This window comes from Mycobacterium sp. NGS17 (assembly GCF_059813205.1).
This window is the reverse complement of record NZ_JCALED010000009.1, coordinates 35,626-53,806: the sequence shown is the minus strand read 5'-3', so window position 1 is coordinate 53,806 and position 18,181 is coordinate 35,626. Positions and strand designations below refer to the sequence as shown.

The following is an 18,181-nucleotide window of genomic DNA, read 5'->3' as shown; positions in this document are numbered from 1 at the left end:
GATAGGAGATCGGCCGTGGCGCCGTGGCGAAACCGCTTACGACTGGAGTGGCGGCGGATCGAGCTCATCGAATGTTGTGAGCGCGGGGTTTGGCCTCTTCAAAGAACTCGACGCCGAGCGTCGAGCTCGTCGATGGCGGCGTCGATGTTGTCGGGGTCGAACATGACGTGCGCCGCGATCCGCTCGTCGGTTTCGAGCTCGACGACGCTAAGCATTTCGACGCGGAAATCTCCCTGCTCTTCGTTGGGGTTCGGTGCGCAGATACGCATCAGGGCCAGGCGCTCCCCGCGAATCGCAATGGCGGTCGACGTTACGTCTGTTAAGGCATCGGCAAGAGCTCGGATATTCGCGATTACGACATCGCGCCCTTCCCAGACACCGATGTTCACGACGCGGCGGCGATCGTCGACGATGCTATCGACGGCCAGTATCTCGGCCGCCGCAGCCCAGTTACGCGCCCGCGTGTGGGCGAAGAAGCGGTCATCCGCGCGACTCGCCGCGTTCTCTGGACGACGTTTTTCCGCGCTCAGCTCGTCGAAACGGGCGAGGGCTGCATCGAGATCTGCCTCGTCGAACATCTCGAACCGGCAGACCATGTCGCCGTCGAAAGCAAAAAGGGCTATCTCGCGCAACTCGAAATCGAAGCCCTCCCGCGAGGTCCCGGTCACTACCTCGGTGACGACCGCCCCCAAGCTGCTCAGCCGGTGGACGGCTTCGAGGTGACCCTTGACGTTTGGGGCAACGTCATAGGTGGCGCGTATGTAGGGGATCGCGTCGCCAGGAGCGAACGCTCTAATCCGGCGATGATCAAGGTTCACTATGTCCTTGGTCGCCGGAGGGACTTCGTGCCGGTTGTAGGCGGCTTGGACCTGCGTCATAGCCGTCCACGTTTGTGCGTGGGTGGACGCTTCACCGGCGACGTAGCGAGCGTCGAGTTCATCGAAGGCGGCGTCCATGTCATCGAGGTCGAACAGCACGGCAATCACAATGCGGTCGTCGGCGTCGGTCCCGACCACGCGGAGTACCGGGTTAAAGAACGCCCCAGGCTGCTGGCCGGGGCCGGATAACTGGACACGATGCAGCGCGAGGCGCTCCCCCCGGGTAGCGATGACAGTCGGCGTGACATTTGTGATCCCGAGTTCGGCTGTCACCCGCAGATTCTCCAGCTCGGCATCGCGGCCGCGGCGGATCCCATGGCCGACGAGACGACGTCCGTCCTCGTCAACGACGTCGTGGGCTATTGTCTCGGCCACGGCGGTCCAATTGCGAGCCATGAAGTACTTCCACATGCGCGCGTAGGTTCGGCTTGCCGCGTTTCCCAAACGCGTCGTCCGCGGGTGCAATTCCTCAAAGCGTGCAAGCGCCAGATCGAGATCTGCTTCGTCGAAAACTTCAGCGCGGCTAAGCAGGCCACCTTCGACGATCTGAACTTCGATCATCCGAAATTCGGCGTCTACACCGTCGTTCGAGGTTCCCTTGTGCACCTGTGTGTAGACGGCTCCGAGTTCGTCCAGCCGATGCACCTCCTCGACATAGACGTTGTACGCCGAAAAGATGTCGAACACTGCGCGAATAGAAGCGGCCAGGTCGGCCCCTTCGACCGAGACGAGCGGGCGATGATCGATGTAACCCGGATCCGGAGTCATCGGAGGAAGTTCACGCCGACTGACCGCGGCCTGTATACCTGCGATCACCGACCAGGTCTTTGCATATGGTGCGGCTTCGCCGGCGACGTAGCGAGCATCAAGCTCGGCGATGGCGGCATCGAAGTCGTCGAGCCCAAACGCATAGCGCGTCACGATTCGTTCGCGGGCGTCAATCTCAACGATGCCGAACACCTCGGCGATAACCTCCTCGGACTGCTCGTCTCGGATTGAGAAGCAGTCACGGCTGAGCGCGAGGCGCTCGCCTCGTGTCGCGATAACCGCTGACGTAACTGCCGAAAGCCCGAATGCGGCTGACGCGCGCATGCTTTCAATCGTGGCATCGCGACCTCGTCGTAGCCCGGCGTTCACCACTCGACGGCGATCGTCGTTGAAAATGTCATCGGCCAGCATCTCCGCCACGCCATCCCAGTCGCGGGCAACCCACCGCGCCATGAGGTGTTGGAATGCTTGGCTTGCCGCGTTTTCGAGCCGCCCCGGCTGCCGTTGCAATTCGTCGAACCGGGCGAGCGCGATGTCGAGGTCTGCCTCGTCGAAGCATTCGCAGCGATCTACCAAATCACCGTCGATTGTGACCAATTCGATGAACCGCAATTCGGCGTCGAGGCCCTCTTGCATGGTCGCGTTCACCGCCTGGGTGACGACGACTCCGTTTTCATCCAGCCGGTGCACTGCCTCGACGTAGACGTTGAAGGTAGAAGTGATGTCCCACAATGCATGTAGAGAGGCGGCGAGATCAACGCCCTCGATCGACACAAGCGCTCGATGATCGATGTAAACCGAATCCGGAGTGGTCGCGGGCACTTCTTGCCGGTTGACCCCGGCGGTGATCCTCGCAACAAGCGACCACATTTCGGCGTGGGCGCCGGCTTCCCCGGCGATGTAGCGAGCCTCGAGTTCTTCGAACGCGGAGTCGAGGTCGTTGGGATCAAACACGATGCCTGCCGTTATCCGACTGTTGGCGTCGATCTCGACGATGCTCAGTGCTTCACCAATGGAGCCCGGAGACCCCTCGTCTTGACCCCAAAAGTGCGCGCGGCATAGAGCCAGGCGCTCGCCGCGAGTCGCAATGACGGTTGAGGTTATGTTCGCACCAGCTTCGGCGAGGTTTCGCGTGTCCGCGATAACGGCGTTCGGACCGCGCAAAATCCCGGTGTTCACGACACGCCGGCGATCGTCCGTGGAAATGTCATCAGCCAGTACTTCCGCCATTGCGGCCCAATCGCGTTCGGCGAAGTACGTCTTGTAGCGCTCGTAGACTCGGGTGGCGGCGTTTTCCAGCTGCGATGCCTGCGGATGCAATTCGCCGAACCGGGCGAGTGCCGCGTCGAGGTCTGTCTCGTCGAAAAGCTCGCAGCCGCCGATACGGTCACCTTGCAGAGTCAAGACGTGAATCATTCGCCACTCGGCGTCGAAGCCCTCTGGTGAGGTCCCGTTCGCCCTGTGCGTGACGACGGCTCCCGAAGCGCTGAGCCTATGCACCGCCTCGATGCGGAAGCTGAGGTCTCGTGTCTGGGTCCAGAAGGCGCGGACGGAGTCAATCATGTTGCTGGATGCGAACAGTGCACCTCGACGATGGTCGACGACCGCCCAGTCGACCCCGGTGAGTTCGTGGCGGTTGAAAGCGGCATAGGTATCAGCGATGACTGTCCACGTGCGCGCGTGGGCGGCAGCTTCGCCGGCGACGTACCGGGCGTCAAGCTCAGCGAAAGCCGCGTCGATGTCGTTAAGGTCGTACAGCACGCACGCTGCTACCCGTTCGCCGGTGTCGAACTCAAGGACCTGCAGCACGTCGAATTGAACCGCGCCGGGGTCGGCGCCTGAGGCGCGCCAATGCGTGAGAATGTGGCGCTCGCCCCGGGTCGCAACAATGTCCACGGTGGCGATTGTCGTCAATCCGATGTCGGTAGCGACCCGCAAATCTTTGATTGCAGCATCGCGACCGCGATAAATCCCCGCATTGATGACCCGGCGGCGATCATCGAAGTAATAATTGTCGGCAAAGTCCTGGGCCATGGCATCCCAGTCGCGAGCCGCGAAGTGCGCTAGGAAGCGTTCCGCCACAGCGCTTTTCAGGCGACGGGAGCGCGGCTGAAGTTCCTCAAAGCGGGCGAGCGCGGCATCGAGGTCAGATTCGTCGAAGATTTCGTTGCCCTTTATTTGATCGCCATCGATAGTCAGAATGAAAAGCATTCGCCACTCGGCGTCGAAGCCGTCCGGCGAATTCCCTTGCGCAGCATAGGTTGCGACCACTCCAAAAGTGCTGAGGCGATGTACCGCCTCGATGCGGACGACGAGATTCGGCGTGATATCCCAAATGGCGCGCAAGCTTGCTTGCGGATTGGTCGCGTCGATTACAGCGAGCTGCCGATGGTCGACTTGGACCCAGTCCGTTACCGCGAGTTCGTGGCGGTTGAACGCGGCGCACTCCCGTGCAATAACCGACCATGTCTGCGCGTACGGTGCCGCTTCACCCGCGAGGTAGCGCGCGTCGAGCTCCTCGAAGGCGGCGTCGATGGCATTGAGGTCGAACAGCAGGCGGGCAGCGACCCGGTCGTCGGTGTTGATTTCGACCAGGCAGAGCGCCTCGTTGCGGAACGACTCGGGCCCTTGGTCTTCCACCGGCAGGAGGACATGAGAAAGGGCCAGGTGTTCACCGCGTGTTGCTACCGCAGTAGCCGTGATGTGCTCCACGCCGACTCCCGCAATCGCGCGCATGTCCGCGATTTCGGCGTCTCGACCGTGACGGATACCGGCGTTCACCACCGCACGGCGATCCTCGGAGCAGATGTCTTCGGCCACTACCTCCGCCAGGGCGATCCAGTCGCGCGCTGCGAAGTAGGTGAAGACCCGATCAAGCACTTGACTTGCCGCGTTTTCCAGCCGGGGGAGACGCGGATGCAGTTCCTCAAAGCGGGCGAGCGCCGCGTCGAGGTCAGATTCATCGAAGATTTCGCACCGATCAATCCGGTCTCCTTCTACACTGAGAAGTTGGATCTGCCGCCATTCGGCATCAAAGCCTCCTGCTGAAGTGCCTTGCTGCACATGTGTGATGACGGCTCCGAGCTTGCCGAGCCGATGCACCGCCTCGACGTGGATGCGCAGGTCTGGGGTTACGTCCCAGATGGCACGGATGGACGCGAGCATGGTGCTGGACGCGAACGGTGCTCCTCGCCGGTGGTCGATTGTGACCCAGTCCGTCGCAGGGAGTTCGTGTCGGTTGAACGCGGCGTAGATATCGGCGATGACTGACCATGTGTGCACGTGCGCTGCCGCTTCGCCTGCCAGGTAGCGGTCTTCGAGTTCGGCCATGGCAGCGTCGAGATCGTCGACGTTGAATGTTACGACCGCGACGGCCCGCCCGTCCGCATCGATCTCGTTGATGCCGAGCACCTCTGTGAGAAAGACGTCCGGCCTTTCATCGCGGTCCAAGAGGCGGATACGCATGAGGGCAAGGCGTTCACCCCGGATCGCCACGACGGTTGACGTCACGTCCGCGCTCCATAGGTCGGCGACCGCCCGCATGTCCACGATGTGCGCGTCTCGGCCATGTCGCACTCCAGCGCCGACCACCGGACGACGATCGTCATGGGAAAAGTCGACGGTCATCATTCGTGCCATGGCGTCCCAGTCGGCGGTCGCAAGGCAACTGTTGAAGCGCTCCATCATGCGGCTTGACGCGTTTTCCAACCGCGGTGCTTGCGGGCGCAGTTCTTCAAAGCGGGCCAGGGCGGTATCGACGTCTGTCTCGTCGAAGACTTCAAGGCGATTGAGCAGGTCGCCTTCGGCTGTAAGAAGGTTGAGCCCCCGCCACTCGGCATCGAAGCCTGCTTCCGAGCTCCCGTGCGCCGCCCACGTGACGATCGCCCCGACATCGGTCAGCCGGTGCACCGCCTCGATGTAGATCTTGAAATCGGGTGCGACGTGCCAGGTGGCGCGAAGGTACGGAATTGTTTCTCCGGGCGCGTACGCGATCCCGCGCCGGTGGTCGATGTTCACCCAGTCGGGTGTTGTCGGTGGCATCTCGTGGCGGTTGAGCGCGTCGTAACCTTCCGTGATTGCCGACCACATGCGCGCGTACGGAGCCGCTTCGCCGACCAGATAGCAGGCATCGAGCTCACCGACGGCGGATTCGAAGTCGTCGAGGTCGAACGCGCTGCGCGCTGCGATCCGTTCGTCGGCGGTGATCTCTACAAGGTTGAGGAATTCGATGTGGAATGCGCCGGATTGCTGGTCTTCACTCGAGACACAGGTCCGGCAGAGGACAAGTCGTTCGCCTCGGGTCGCGATGACCGTCGCCGTACTCGTCGTGGCCCCAATGTCGGCGAAGGCCCGCATGTTCGCAATTTCGATGTCTCGACCGCGTCTGACCTCGGCGCTCACGACCCGTCGGTGGTCGTCGACAGACGTATCGTCGGTCAGCAGCTCGGACATGGCGGCCCAGTCGCGTGCGGCGAAGTACTTGCGGAAGCGCTCGTACGCTCGACTTGCCGCGTTTTCCAGGCGCGGTGCCGATCGGCTGAGTTGATCGAACTTCGCGAGTGCGGCTTCGAGGTCCGCCTCGTCGAATACCTCAGCCCGGCTCAGCATCCCGCCATCGACGGTCATGATTTCGACGCCGCGCCACTCGGCGGCGAAACCCTCGTGCGAGGTTCCATAACCCGTCCAAGTGAAAACTGCGCCGAGGTCGTTTACCCGGTGTGGTGTCTCGATGTAGACGTTGAGGTTTATGTCGAGGTCCCATCCGGCACGGATGTACTCGACACCTTCGCCGGGTGCAAATGATGCCACTCGGCGGTGATCGATACTCACCACATCCGATGCGACCGCGGCGACTTCGCGCCGATTGTGCGCAACCATGGCGCCGGTGATCACCGACCACGTCGGCGCGTGGGCGGCCCCTTCGCCGGCGAGGTACCGGGCATCGAGTTCGGCGAAGGCAGCTCCAAGGTCGTCGAGGTCGAACACGACACTCCCGGCGATCCGATTGTCGGTATCGGTCTCGACGATGTTCAGGGCGTCATTTTGAATCGCGTCGGGGTCATGGCCCGACACCCGAACACGTATGAGTGCGAGGTGCTCACCGCGGACCGCCAGGGCGCCGACAACCGTCATCGCAAAGCCGACGCCAATGGTCGCCTGAGTATCTTTTATGTTCGCATCTCGACCATGCAAGATTCCGGCGTTGACCACCCGACGGCGATCGTCGACGCAGACGTTCTCGGCCGATATTTGTGACACGGATTGCCAGTCGTCGGCCGCAATGTAGGCGAAAAGGCGCTCCCAGACACGCGTTGCTGCGTTTTCCAGCCGCGGCGCCGGTCTGCTCAGCTGTTCGAATCTCGAGTTCGCGGCATCGACGTCTGATTCGTCGAATACTTCGCAGCGGTCGAACGAGTCGCCATCAATGGTGAGAAGCATGACCTCTCGCCACTCAGCCTCAAAGCCCTCCCGCGAAGTCCAACGTCCGTTGTGAGTGACGACCGCTCCGAGATCACTCAGCCTGTGCACGGCCTCGACATAGAAATGAATGTTTTGGTCGAGCTTCCACCCAGCATGGAGATAAGCGATCATGTTGCCAGGCGCGAAAGCTGCCTCGCGCCGATGGTCTTTGTCCTCGAAATCGACAGTCGTGACAGGGAGTTCGCGTCGGTTGATCGCCGCGTATGCGCTCAAGATGGCAGACCATGTCCGCGAGTAATGTGCCGCTTCTCCCGCGAGGTAGCGTGCATCGAGCTCCTCGACAGCGGCCTCGAAGTCGTCGAGGTCGAATGTGATCACTACCGCGATCCGTTCGTCCGAATCGATCTGGACGACTTGCAAGACATCGTTTTGGATCGCAGCGGGATCGTGTCCCGCAGCGCGAACACGCGCCAAAGCCAGACGGTCGCCGCGGATGGCCCTGACATCTACGACCGTTATGGTGAAGCCGATGTCGGCCGCCGCCCGCATTTCCCCGACTCCAGCGTCGCGACCGTGTCGAAGTCCGCCGTTCACCACTCGACGGCGATCATCGATCAACTCCTCCTCGGCCACCATCGCGATAATCGCCGCCCAATCGCGGACTTCAAAGTACTGCCACATGCGCTCGTAGGTTCGGGAAGCTGAGTTTTCGAGCCTAGGCATCGGTCGGCTGAGTTCGTCGAACTTGGCAATCGCGACGTCGAGATCTGCATCATCGAACAGCTCGCACCGGTCGATGCTGTCGCCTTCGACCATCAGGAGGAAAACCTCGCGCCACTCGGCATCAAAACCGTATTGCGAGCTGCCAATCATCGCATTAGTTACCACTGCTCCGCGACTAGTCAGCCGATGCGCCGTCTCGATATGGATGCGAGATTGCGGCGCTACATCCCAGGTGGCGTGGATGTATGAAATCATTTCGCCGGGTGCGAACGATCTTGCTTGCCGGTGATCGATGTTCACCCAGTCTGGCGTCGTCGGTGGAAGTTCGTGTCGGCTTATGGCGGCGTACGCCTCGGTAATCGTCGACCACGTGTGCCGGTACGCTGCCGCCTCCCCGGCGAGATAGCGCGCCTCGAGTTCCGCTATCGCGGAGTCGAAGTCGTCGAGGTCGAAATGGGTCCTGGCAAGTATGATTCCGTCGCAGTCGACCTCAATAATTGACAGTGCCTCAACTATCAGCCTGTCGGCACCGGTTGCCTCCGGCCTAGCGTCGTGCCCCTCGAACCGTAATCGGCTCAGGCACAGGCGATCTCCTCGTACAGCCAGAGGCGTTGCAATGATACTGGTTGCGCCGAGGGCGGCGATCGCCCGGATACTTGCGACCTCTGTTGCGCGGTCGTTGCGCGTTTGGCGAAATCCTCGGCGACGGTCGTCGATGCGGATACCTTCGGCGAACAGTGCTGTCATCTCATTCCAGGACCGACTAGCGAAGTACGCTATAGCCCGATCATCGGCTCGACTCGCCGCGTTCTCGAGCCGCCGCGGCGCTGGCTGTTCCTGCTCGAATCGGGCATAGATGGCGTCTAGTTCGGCCATGGCGGCGTCAGCGTCATCGACATCGAACCACATCTGCAACGCGATTCGTCCGTCCTCGTCCAGGCCGTACAACTGGAGAATTTCATCGCGCGGCGCCCCGGGGCTTACGTCGGCACTGCTTATCACCAAGCGAGCTAAAGCCAGGCGCTCGCCTCGCACGGCGACAACGACTTGGTTGAACCGTAGGTCGTCCGTCTGGATAGCGCGTCTGCTCTGATGCGCCCAATCGGCCGAGGGCAGGTCGCTCTGCCTGAAGCCGACGATCTTCCGGCGACTCTCCACGAGACCGTCGGGTGCATAGAGCTCCTCGACCACGTCCCAGGCCTCGCTATGAAGGGCAGCTATCACGCGTTGTCCCACGCGTACGCACGCATTCTCGAGCTCGGCAACCGGAGCGTCGGCCGGAGTCGGACTCACTGGAGCGGTCGGCATCTCACGCTGGCCGAGAACGAGACGCGCCTTTTCGACAAGTGCGGCGGCTCCCTTTCGTTCCCACAGACTCACCGATTGCTCGACGGCGGCTCGCGCTCCCGAGACGTCACCGGCGGCGGCCAAAACCGTTGCCAGCGCCAGACATGCGTCGCCGTGGTCGACCAACGCGTCGGTGCGCTCGGCCAGACTGACAGCGGCCTCGGCCATCTTGCGTGCCTCAACGTGATTGTTGCCGCGGGAGAGCAGCTGCGCCCGCAGGGTGCGCCATGCGATCGAGGGCTTGAGCGCGTGGCCGGCGAGACGCTCACTTTCCGTGCACAACTCGGCGGCCTCGGCGTCTCGGTCGAGCAGGAGACACGCGCGACCGAGCAGGGCGGCCGTCTCGGCGGTGTCGGCGTCCAGGCCCATGCGGCGAAAACCGTTGTAGGCCTTACGCAGCGGGGGCTCGGCAGCAGCAGGATCGTCGACGACCAACTCGACAATGCCGGCGAACTGCTCGACTTCTAAAAGCGCATGGCGCAGACCGAGGTCGGTGACGGTGCGCCGGGCCGAGTCGATCATCCGTCGTGCCGCGGCGCCGCGGCCACGGAAGGCCTCCAACACCGCCTGGCATCGCGTCGAGGTCGCCTCGACCGCAGGCGAATCGGTTGTTATCCGCAGTAGCCGCACCACGTCAAGACACCGACCGCCTGCACGCGGAACAGGATTGGGACCCCACAATGCGGCGAGCGGAGCGCCCGCCAGCACCGCGTTGACCCGCCGGTGTTCACGCGCGCGGCGCGCCGCGGTGAGAGCTTCGTCCAGGGCGATTTCGCAATCGGCGATTCGCCCGAGCCGCGCCAGACACGCGGCGCGCACGGTGTGCGCTTTGGCTTCTCCCGCGGCATCGTCCAATCCGGCCAGCTTTTCCGCGGCCGCGCCTAGCGCGGCTTCGACCTCGTCCAATCGCTCTGGGTGAATCAGCATCGACAGCTCGCCGTCGAAACACGTCGCCCATGCCGCCAGTCGGGCCGAATCGATTGTCGCTGCCTGTAATTGCGCGACAGCCCCCGCCGCCGATGTCACATCGCCTGCGGCCAGCAGAGCCTCGCAGCGCGCGACCAATAATTCCGCGGCCTGGTCGTTGCGGTCGGGTAGTTCGTCGTCGAGCTCCTCGAGTGCATGCAGTGCCCTGTCGTAGAGTTCCGCGGCACCTTCGTAGCCGAGTCGTGCCATCGCCTGGTCCGCGGCGCGCCGGCAGTACTCGACGGCCTTGGCCGCGTTTCCCGCCCATGCGCATTCGAAGTAGTGGTGCGCCAGTTCGGCCAACAGCTCGTCGTCGGCCCCGGGCTCGGTCTCCAGCGTCGCGGCGATGCGCTGGTGCAACCGCATGCGGCGCACCGACGCCAACTCGGCGAGCAGCGACCGCCGCACAATGGCATGGTTGAACCGGTATCGACCGCCGGGCTCCTCGATGACGATGCCGGCCTTGCAGGCCTCGTCGAAAGCGTCAACGAGATCCTGCTCGACCACCCGCTCCACGAGGTCCACGGCGAACCGGCTGCCGACGACGGCGGCCGCGGCAAGTGCCTTGTTGGTCTCTGCCGAAAGCCGAGAGAGTCGGCGGCTCACGGTTTCCCGGACCCCTTGCGGCAAGGTAGTCGGATCCCAGACCCCGCCACTTTCATCGACATGGCGTAGCGCCTCGATGAGGAAGAACGGGTTGCCACCGGTGACCGACGCCAATGCCCGCGCGAGCTCTTCGTCGTCGTAGCCGGCCTCGGTGACGTACGCGGTCACGTCCCCCTCGTCAAGACCACTGAGCTGCAGGCGATTAGCGGTGCCGGAATCGGCGCTGCGATGAAGGTCGGCGAGCATGGCCGCCAACGGATGGGAGCGGTCGAGGTCGGTGCTGCGGTACGTCCCGACGATCTGTACGCGTGCCTGGTCGCCGAAGCGCAGGAGATGACGCAGCAAGAGCAGCGTGGGTTTGGCGGCCCAGTGCAGGTCGTCGAGAACAACGACGACGGGTGCGCTCGCGGAAGCGACCGCCAGCAGCGCCACGACCGCGTCGAAAAGTGCGTAGCGCTCGGTGTCCGGATCGGCGGCGGTTGGCGCGGTCAGATCAGGTAGGACATCGGTAAGCCCGGGAACCAATGCGAGTAGTGCTTCAACACCGCGCAATCCGCGCAGCCGTGTGGCGCCGATGCACGGCACGAGCGAACGCAGTGCCTCCGCGAAGGGTTGGTACGGCGCCCCAAGATCCTCGTCGCAGCGGCCGTAAAGCACAACCGCGCCTTGCTGATAGGCCCGCCCCGACCACTCGCCCGCCAGACGCGTCTTACCCACGCCGGGTTCGCCGGCGATCAGAACCGCGTGCATCCCGCCTTCGAGCGCGGTCTCCCAAACGGACACAAGGCTTTCGAGTTCATCGTTGCGCCCGACAAACGGACCGGGACCAATCAGTACCGCGGGAAGGCCGGGCCGCTCGACGGGTGCATCGGCCGTCTGTTCCGCAGAACTGTCCTCGGTGGTTTGCAAGCGAAGCTCGAAGACGTGCTCTGGGCGTGCCAAGTTCTTGAGCTGACGCATTCCCAAGTCGGCGAACACGACATCGTCGGGCAACGAATCGATGACGAGTTCGGCGGTCGCGCCGGAGCACAGAATCTGGCCACCCACCGCCAGCGAACGCAGGCGCGCAGCGCGGTTGACTGCCCGACCGAAGTAGTCGCCGTCGCGAAGCTCGACCTCGCCGGTATGCAGCGCGATGCGAATGCGCATGGGTTCGCGCAGCGCCCATGGTTCTTTAGCAATCGCATCCTGTAGCTCCAGCGCTGCCGTGGCCGCCGCCGACGGCCGATCGAAGACCGAGAAGGTGGCGTCGCCCTCGCCGCGGGTCTTGATCAGCCTTCCGCCGCGGGATGTGACGACTTGTTCGGCAAGCTCGTCGTGGCGCGCGAGCGCGAGCGCCATGGCTTCGGCATCGGCCTCCCAGGCGGCGGTCGAGCCCTCGATGTCGGTGAGCAGGAAGGTCACGGCGCGTGTCACCGTCGTAAGCTGTTGTCCTACCGGGACTTCCAGCGATGCGTCCTGCGCTACGATCGCGGCTTCCAGCCGCCGAAGCTCCGGCCCGGGGTCGACGCCCAGCTCGTCGGCCAGCAGTGAGCGTGCTCGTTGGTAAGCGGCCAGCGCTTCGCCCTGCCTGCCGGCGCGGTAGAGGGCGAGCATCAGCTGGCCCCAACGCCTTTCGCGGAGGGGCGCGTCGGACACCGCCGCCTCGAGCTCGCCGATGATCTCCGCGGCCCGCCCGGTCGCCAATAGGGCATCGGCGCGATCCTCGACCAGCGCGGCGTGGCCCTCTATCCAGCGGGTCTTCTCGGATACTCCGCGGCGGGTATCGGGCAGCTCGGGGATTCCGCGCCAGAGGGTCAGCGCCTCGTCGAAGCGGGCTACCGCTTGGATGCTGTCGCCGGCGGCTGCGGCGTCACGGCCCATCTTGGTGGCCAGCTTGTAGCGCGAAGCATCGCTATCGGATTGTGTGAGGACCCAGCCGGTTCCCGCGGTCAAGACGAAGCCGTCATCCAGCGCGCGCCGCAGCGACGAGATGTGAGTCTGGAGCGCCTTGGCGGCGGTGCGCGGGGGATCGTCGCCCCACAGGAGCTCGAGCAGGGTTTCGGCCGACACGATCGAAGAACCGTGGAGCCCGAGCATGGTCAGGATCGCGCGGGGTTTGGCGCCCGGGATTGCGACCGGGGCGCCGTCCCGCCGCACCTGGAGAGGTCCCAAAACCCCCAGTTCCACCGCATGAAGCGTACTCACGTTCCGATAGTCACGGAGGGGAATCAACACACGGTCAAGGCCGAGTAAAGGCGTTTGCCGCCGGTGAACGGCAACCCTTTAGTCCGCGCGGGCGCTACTGAGCGCTTGAGGCATCGTCGGCCCGCCGCTGACCGCTCTGCCGGTGCTCAGATTATTTGGACGACCGCTTGTTCGAAGTACTGGTTATACGCGAGGTAGACAGGCTTTTTCCCGGTTCGGTCCAGGAACTCCTGGAATGCCTTGAATTCGTGTTCCGCGGCTTCGGGGTAATTGTAGAATTCGTCGAAAACTATTACCGTGCCCGACACAATATTTTCGACGAGCTGATCGAAGATTTCCTTTGCGGAGGTGTAGATATCGCAATCAACGTGTAGAAACGCGATGGGCGAAGATTTCAGGATCTCAGATTTGAACTGTGGAAGGGTGTCGCGAAACATGCCTTTCACCAGGCTCACATTGTGCAGAACCGGTGGCATCCACCCCTCGGTGTTGACCCGAAAAGTACCTTGCGGGACGGTGAGATCGGTGCGAGCCCATTCTTCCGGAAGCCCGTCAAAGGAATCGAACCCCCAGATGCGTTGCTCTGGATTGAGCGCGGCAATGAAATTGATGGTCCTTCCGGTGCACACCCCCATCTCCAAGTACGCGCCGCGCAGCGTGACGGCATCAGAACCGAACTTGAGCACGGCCGCATCGGTGTCCAAAGCCTTTGCGTCGGCAAAGTATTCCGCCACCATTGCCCGGGCCGTCGGTGAATCTCGATAGTCCTTGTCCATCGGGTAAAAGTTGAGAACTTGGTGCCCTTTGTGCCACTCGTCGCTCGCCGAGGGCATCTTCACCAAGCGGTCCCAGTCGAACCCGTTGGTGTGCGTCAGTTCTGGGGTCATCCGCGGTGTCGCGTTGCGTCGAGTGGCCGTGAGGGCAGACCGAACACGCCAACATCAACCGACATGAGTGACGCCGGGACGGACGGAAATTTCATGCGCTCAGCCTCCTCGTCGGATGACACAGCACGATTAGTCGGCAGCGTAGAGGGTTGGCGCTTAATTGACGATGGAATGCGGGGATTGCGCGCCCGGCGCCGGAGCGCACCCGTCGCGTTATGACTGAAGTGTCACCTGTGGCTGGCGTGACCGATGAGTTATTGCCCAGGCCCGCCATCGCGGCGCCCCTCGCCGCGCGGGGGTCGACGTGACGCAGTCTCGCGGCGACATTGTACGGAAACACCAAGAATTAAGATTCCGCCGCGACCGCGCGCACAGTACTGTTTATGTGCCAGCGTCTCCGTGAGGGAGAGGGATCGTGGGATCGCAGAAAGTCGTCGGTAGTCGGCCGGATCGGCTTCCATTGGTCGCACGGTCATCCGCGGTGCCCGCGACAATCCTCCAACTAGGCACTCGGTATCCGGGGGCCGCGGTGTTGCTGGCGGTGCCGCTGGCGGTCGCTGGCATCTGGGGGATGGTCACTTGCCCTTCCTTGGCCCTGCCGCTGGTGTTACTGGCCGGCGTGGCCTTGGTGTTATTTGATTTCCTGGCCGGGCCGTACCGGGCGGTTGAGCAGAAGGCGCGGGTCGCGGCCGGCCCGCATAAGCACAACCTTCAGCCGCGCGCCAGCCAACCCACCACCCAGGCCAAGCCCAAACCGTCGCGACGGGAGTTGAAAGCCGAAGCGCGGGCGCAGAAAGAAGTGGCGCGGGCGCAGAAAGAAGCCGCGGCGGCCGAGGCGTTCGCCGACGAAGCCGAGGCTGAAGCGCAAGCACAAGTTGCTGCCGCGGAGGCGCTGGCCGCCGAGGCCGAGGCTGATGCGCAGGCACAAGCCGCGGCTGCCGAAGCGCTAGCTGCCGAAGCCGAGGCGGTGGCTCAGGCAGAAGCCGCGGCGGCCCAAGCGCTGGCCGCCGAAGCCGAGGCGGTGGCGGCCGAGGCGCGGGCGCGGGCAGACGCGGCCGCGGCCGAAGCCTTAGCCGCGGAAGCCGAAGCGCTGGCCGCGGAAGCCGAAGCGCTGGCCGCCGAGGCGCGCGCGCAGGAAGAGGCCGCGGCTGCCGAAGCGCTGGCCGCCGAACCCGAAGCAGTGGCCGCCGAGGCGCGGGCGCAGGCAGAGGCCGCCGAAGCGCAAGCGCTGGCCGCCGAGGCGCGGGTGCGAGAGCGGGCGCACGCCGAAGCCGCGGCTGCCGAAGCGCTGGCCGCCGAGGCGCGCAAGCGCGCAGAGGCCGCGGAAGCCGAAGCGCTGGCCGCCGAAGCTCGCAAGCAGGCCAAAGCCGCCGAAGCCCTGGCGCTGGCCGCCGAAGCTCGCAAGCAGGCCAAAGCCGCCGAACCGGAAGCATTGGCCGCCGAGGCGCGGGCGCAGGCGGAAGCCGAAGAAATCGAAGCGCTGGCCGCCGAGGCGCGGGTGCGAGAGCGGGCGCGCGCGGAAGCCGCCGAAGCCGAAGCTCGGGCCATCGAGGCGCGGAAGCAGGCGGAGGCGGCGGAAGCCGAAGCCTTGGCCGCCGCGGCGCGGAAGCGGGCTGAAGCTGCCGAAACTCAGGCCCAGGCCGCCGAAGCGCGGGAACGGGCAAAATTGGCCGAAGCCGAAGCGCTGGCCGCCGAGGCGCGGGCGCGCGCTGAAGCCGCCGAAACCCAGGCGCTGGCCGCGGAGGCGCGGGCACGCGAGCGGGCGCGCGCGGAAGCCGCCGACGCCGAAGCGGTGGCCGCCGAGGGGCGGGCGCGCGCGGAAGCCGCCGAAACCCGAGCTCGGGCGGCCGAGATCTGGGCGGGAGCCCAAGCCGCCGAGGCGCAAGCGGTGGCCGCCGAGGCGCGGGCACGCGCAATCCGGCTCCGCCTCGAGGCTGAAGCCAAGGCGAAACGGCAACGCGACAAACCGTAAGCGGACAACCCGCCGTGTCGTTCCACGGCATCTGGGTATCCCAGCGGGCGTATGTCTACAGCACGAACACAACCGGATCAGCGCGAAATCGATAGCGTCCGGGGGACCGTCGACGCCATCTCCCAGGCATTCGCAGCCAAGATCGTCGGGCAGCGCGAGCTACGGGAGTCGCTGCTGATCGGCCTGCTCGCCGGCGGCCACATCCTGCTCGAAAGCGTGCCGGGTTTGGCCAAGACCACCGCCGCGAAGGTGCTTGCCGAGTCGATTCGGGGCCGCTTTCAGCGCATTCAGTGCACGCCCGACCTGCTGCCCAGCGACATCATCGGCACTCAAATCTACGACTCGGCGACCAACTCTTTCGTCACCCAACTAGGTCCAGTGCACGCCAACATCGTGCTGCTCGACGAGATCAACCGATCGAGCGCCAAGACACAGAGCGCCATGCTCGAGGCGATGGAGGAGCGGCAGACCACGATCGCCGGACAGGTTCACCCCCTTGCGGATCCATTTCTGGTCATCGCCACCCAGAATCCCGTCGACCAGGAAGGCACCTATCCGCTTTCCGAGGCGCAGACCGATCGCTTCCTGCTCAAGGAAATCGTGCGCTACCCCTCCGCGCAGGAAGAGGTTGAGGTCATGGCGCGGATCGACGCCGGTATCTACGACAAGGCACGGCCCACTGCGCCGGTGGTCAGCCTTGAGGACGTGGTGCGTGTCCAGGAGGTGGTGCGCCACGTTCACATGGACCGTGCGCTGATGCTCTACGCCAGTCAGCTGGTCGACGTGACGCGCCACCCCGCACGGGCGTTGCCCACGCAGATCGCGCGGCTGGTCGAGTACGGCGCCAGCCCACGTGCCACCATCGCGTTCTGCAAGGCGGCCCGGGCGCAGGCGGTGCTGGCCGGGCGTGCGCACGTGCTGCCCGAGGACATCGCCAAGCTCGCACACCGGGTGCTGCGGCACCGGCTCATCCTCGGCTTCGAAGCGGCCAGTGCCGACATCACTGCCGAGGTCGTGGTCGATGCCGCGCTACGGGCTGTCCGGGTTCCCTGAGGCGCCGAAAGGCCAATCGTGGGTAAGCACCTGAACCGGGCAAAGGCGCACTTCGGCACCGACACCCGCGGTCTGCTAGAAGGCGGCCGCTACGCGCTATTGCATACGCGCAGCATGGAATTCGACGATCTTCGCCCCTACGTTCCCGGCGACGACGTGCGAGACATCGACTGGAAGGCTTCCGCCCGTTCTGGCGGCGTGCTCATCAAACGATTCGTGTCCGAAAAGCATCACAAGATCCTGCTTGTCGCCGACGCCGGCCGCAACATGTCGGCGCTGGCCCCGAGCGGAGAGTGCAAACGCGATGTCGCCGTGCACGTCATGGGCGCGGTGGGGTTGATCGGATTACGGCGGTCCGACCAAATCGGCATGGTCTACGGCGACCGTCGCGGCTGCGTGAACATTCCGCAGCGGCGCGGCGAGTCGCACATCGAGGGCCTGCTGCACCGCTGGTACCAGCACACCACGGCCCGTGCCGGCCGTAGCGAGGTCACCGCCCAACTCGACTACGTCGCAACGCATTACCGACATACCATGCTCATCATCGTGGTGTCCGACGAGCCAGACGTCGACGATCGGCTGGGCGAAGTGCTCACCAGGCTGGCGGGGCGCCACGACATCATGTGGGCGATGGTGTCGGACATGCCTGCGGTGGGTCCCGACGACCTCGACGGGTACGACGTGAACACCGGTCGTTTCGTCCTGAACGGAGCCGACCTCGGCCCACGGGTCGTCACCGCGTACCGCCGCGCCGAGCAGAAGCGCCGCGACCGCCTCGATGCGTTCCTGACCGCTCACGCCATCGCGCACGCGACGATCGGCGGCAGTACGGACATCCGGCGTGAGCTCGTTCGCCTGACCGAGGTGGCCGCCCGTGCCGGATGACCTGCTGCGCCATGTGTTCGGTCCGCAGCCGTACTCGTCATACTGGCTGTGGTTGGCCATCCTATTGGTTCTGGCTGTGATCGGTTGGTACGTAGGCGTTTTCGTGTGGACGCTGCCGTCACATCGGTTGCGGCGCATCCCGGCCGTACGGCGAATGCACGCCCGGCTGATCCGCAACCGATTCGCCCGCTGCGTGCAGCGCATCGCCGGCGAGCACGAGGTCGGGCGACTGTCGGCTCCGGCGGCGTGCGCCGCAATCAGCCGGACGGTGCGCAGTTTTCTGCATCAAGCGACCGGCACGCGCGCCCAGTACCTTCAGATCGGTGCGATGGTCGACGGGGACTTGGCCCCGGCCGCGGCGCTGCTCACCCGGCTCGGTGACGCACAATTCAACGCCGAGTCGCGCATCGATGTCGCCGACGTGAGTAGCCGGGCGCAGGAGCTGATCCGCTCGTGGACTTGAAGTGGTGGCCAGTAGCTGCCATCGG

The 18,181-nt window shown here is 64.5% G+C and carries 6 protein-coding genes; 4 read left to right on the top strand and 2 right to left on the bottom strand.

Features of this window, described 5'->3' with window-relative positions; all coding sequences use genetic code 11:
• Nucleotides 1–98: 98 nt before the first annotated feature.
• Nucleotides 99–12,878, bottom strand: a complete 12,780-nt coding sequence (locus AC5Y7E_RS19160) for a BTAD domain-containing putative transcriptional regulator (protein ID WP_499950362.1) — start codon at nt 12,876–12,878, stop codon at nt 99–101.
• 164 nt (nt 12,879–13,042) lie between these two features.
• On the bottom strand, nt 13,043–13,783 hold the full coding sequence (locus tag AC5Y7E_RS19155) for a TylF/MycF/NovP-related O-methyltransferase (RefSeq protein WP_499950360.1): 741 nt from the start codon (nt 13,781–13,783) through the stop codon (nt 13,043–13,045).
• A gap of 529 nt (nt 13,784–14,312) precedes the next feature.
• On the opposite strand from AC5Y7E_RS19155, the gene AC5Y7E_RS19150 reads away from it, so the two are divergent.
• The 4 genes from AC5Y7E_RS19150 to AC5Y7E_RS19135 are packed head-to-tail and all read left to right on the top strand — an operon-like array spanning nt 14,313 to nt 18,156.
• Nucleotides 14,313–15,755: a hypothetical protein gene (locus AC5Y7E_RS19150; protein ID WP_499950357.1), complete on the top strand. Its 1,443-nt coding sequence runs from the start codon at nt 14,313–14,315 to the stop codon at nt 15,753–15,755.
• Between the two features lie 51 nt (nt 15,756–15,806).
• A complete protein-coding gene (locus tag AC5Y7E_RS19145) occupies nt 15,807–16,808 on the top strand; it encodes an AAA family ATPase (RefSeq protein WP_499915622.1) in 1,002 nt (333 codons plus the stop codon).
• Nucleotides 16,809–16,826: 18 nt separating this feature from the next.
• A complete protein-coding gene (locus tag AC5Y7E_RS19140; RefSeq protein ID WP_499950356.1) occupies nt 16,827–17,693 on the top strand; it encodes a DUF58 domain-containing protein in 867 nt (288 codons plus the stop codon).
• Nucleotides 17,683–18,156 (top strand): hypothetical protein, encoded by a 474-nt coding sequence (locus AC5Y7E_RS19135; protein ID WP_499950355.1) that lies wholly within the window; start codon nt 17,683–17,685, stop codon nt 18,154–18,156. Before AC5Y7E_RS19140 ends, AC5Y7E_RS19135 begins: the two co-directional genes overlap by 11 nt.
• Nucleotides 18,157–18,181: the final 25 nt, after the last annotated feature.

Excerpts from the sequence above, each read along its gene's own strand:
- AC5Y7E_RS19155 (WP_499950360.1), bottom strand. The coding sequence starts at position 13,783 with ATGACCCCAGAACTGACGCACACCAACGGGTTCGACTGGGACCGCTTG.
- AC5Y7E_RS19145 (WP_499915622.1), top strand. The coding sequence starts at position 15,807 with ATGTCTACAGCACGAACACAACCGGATCAGCGCGAAATCGATAGCGTC.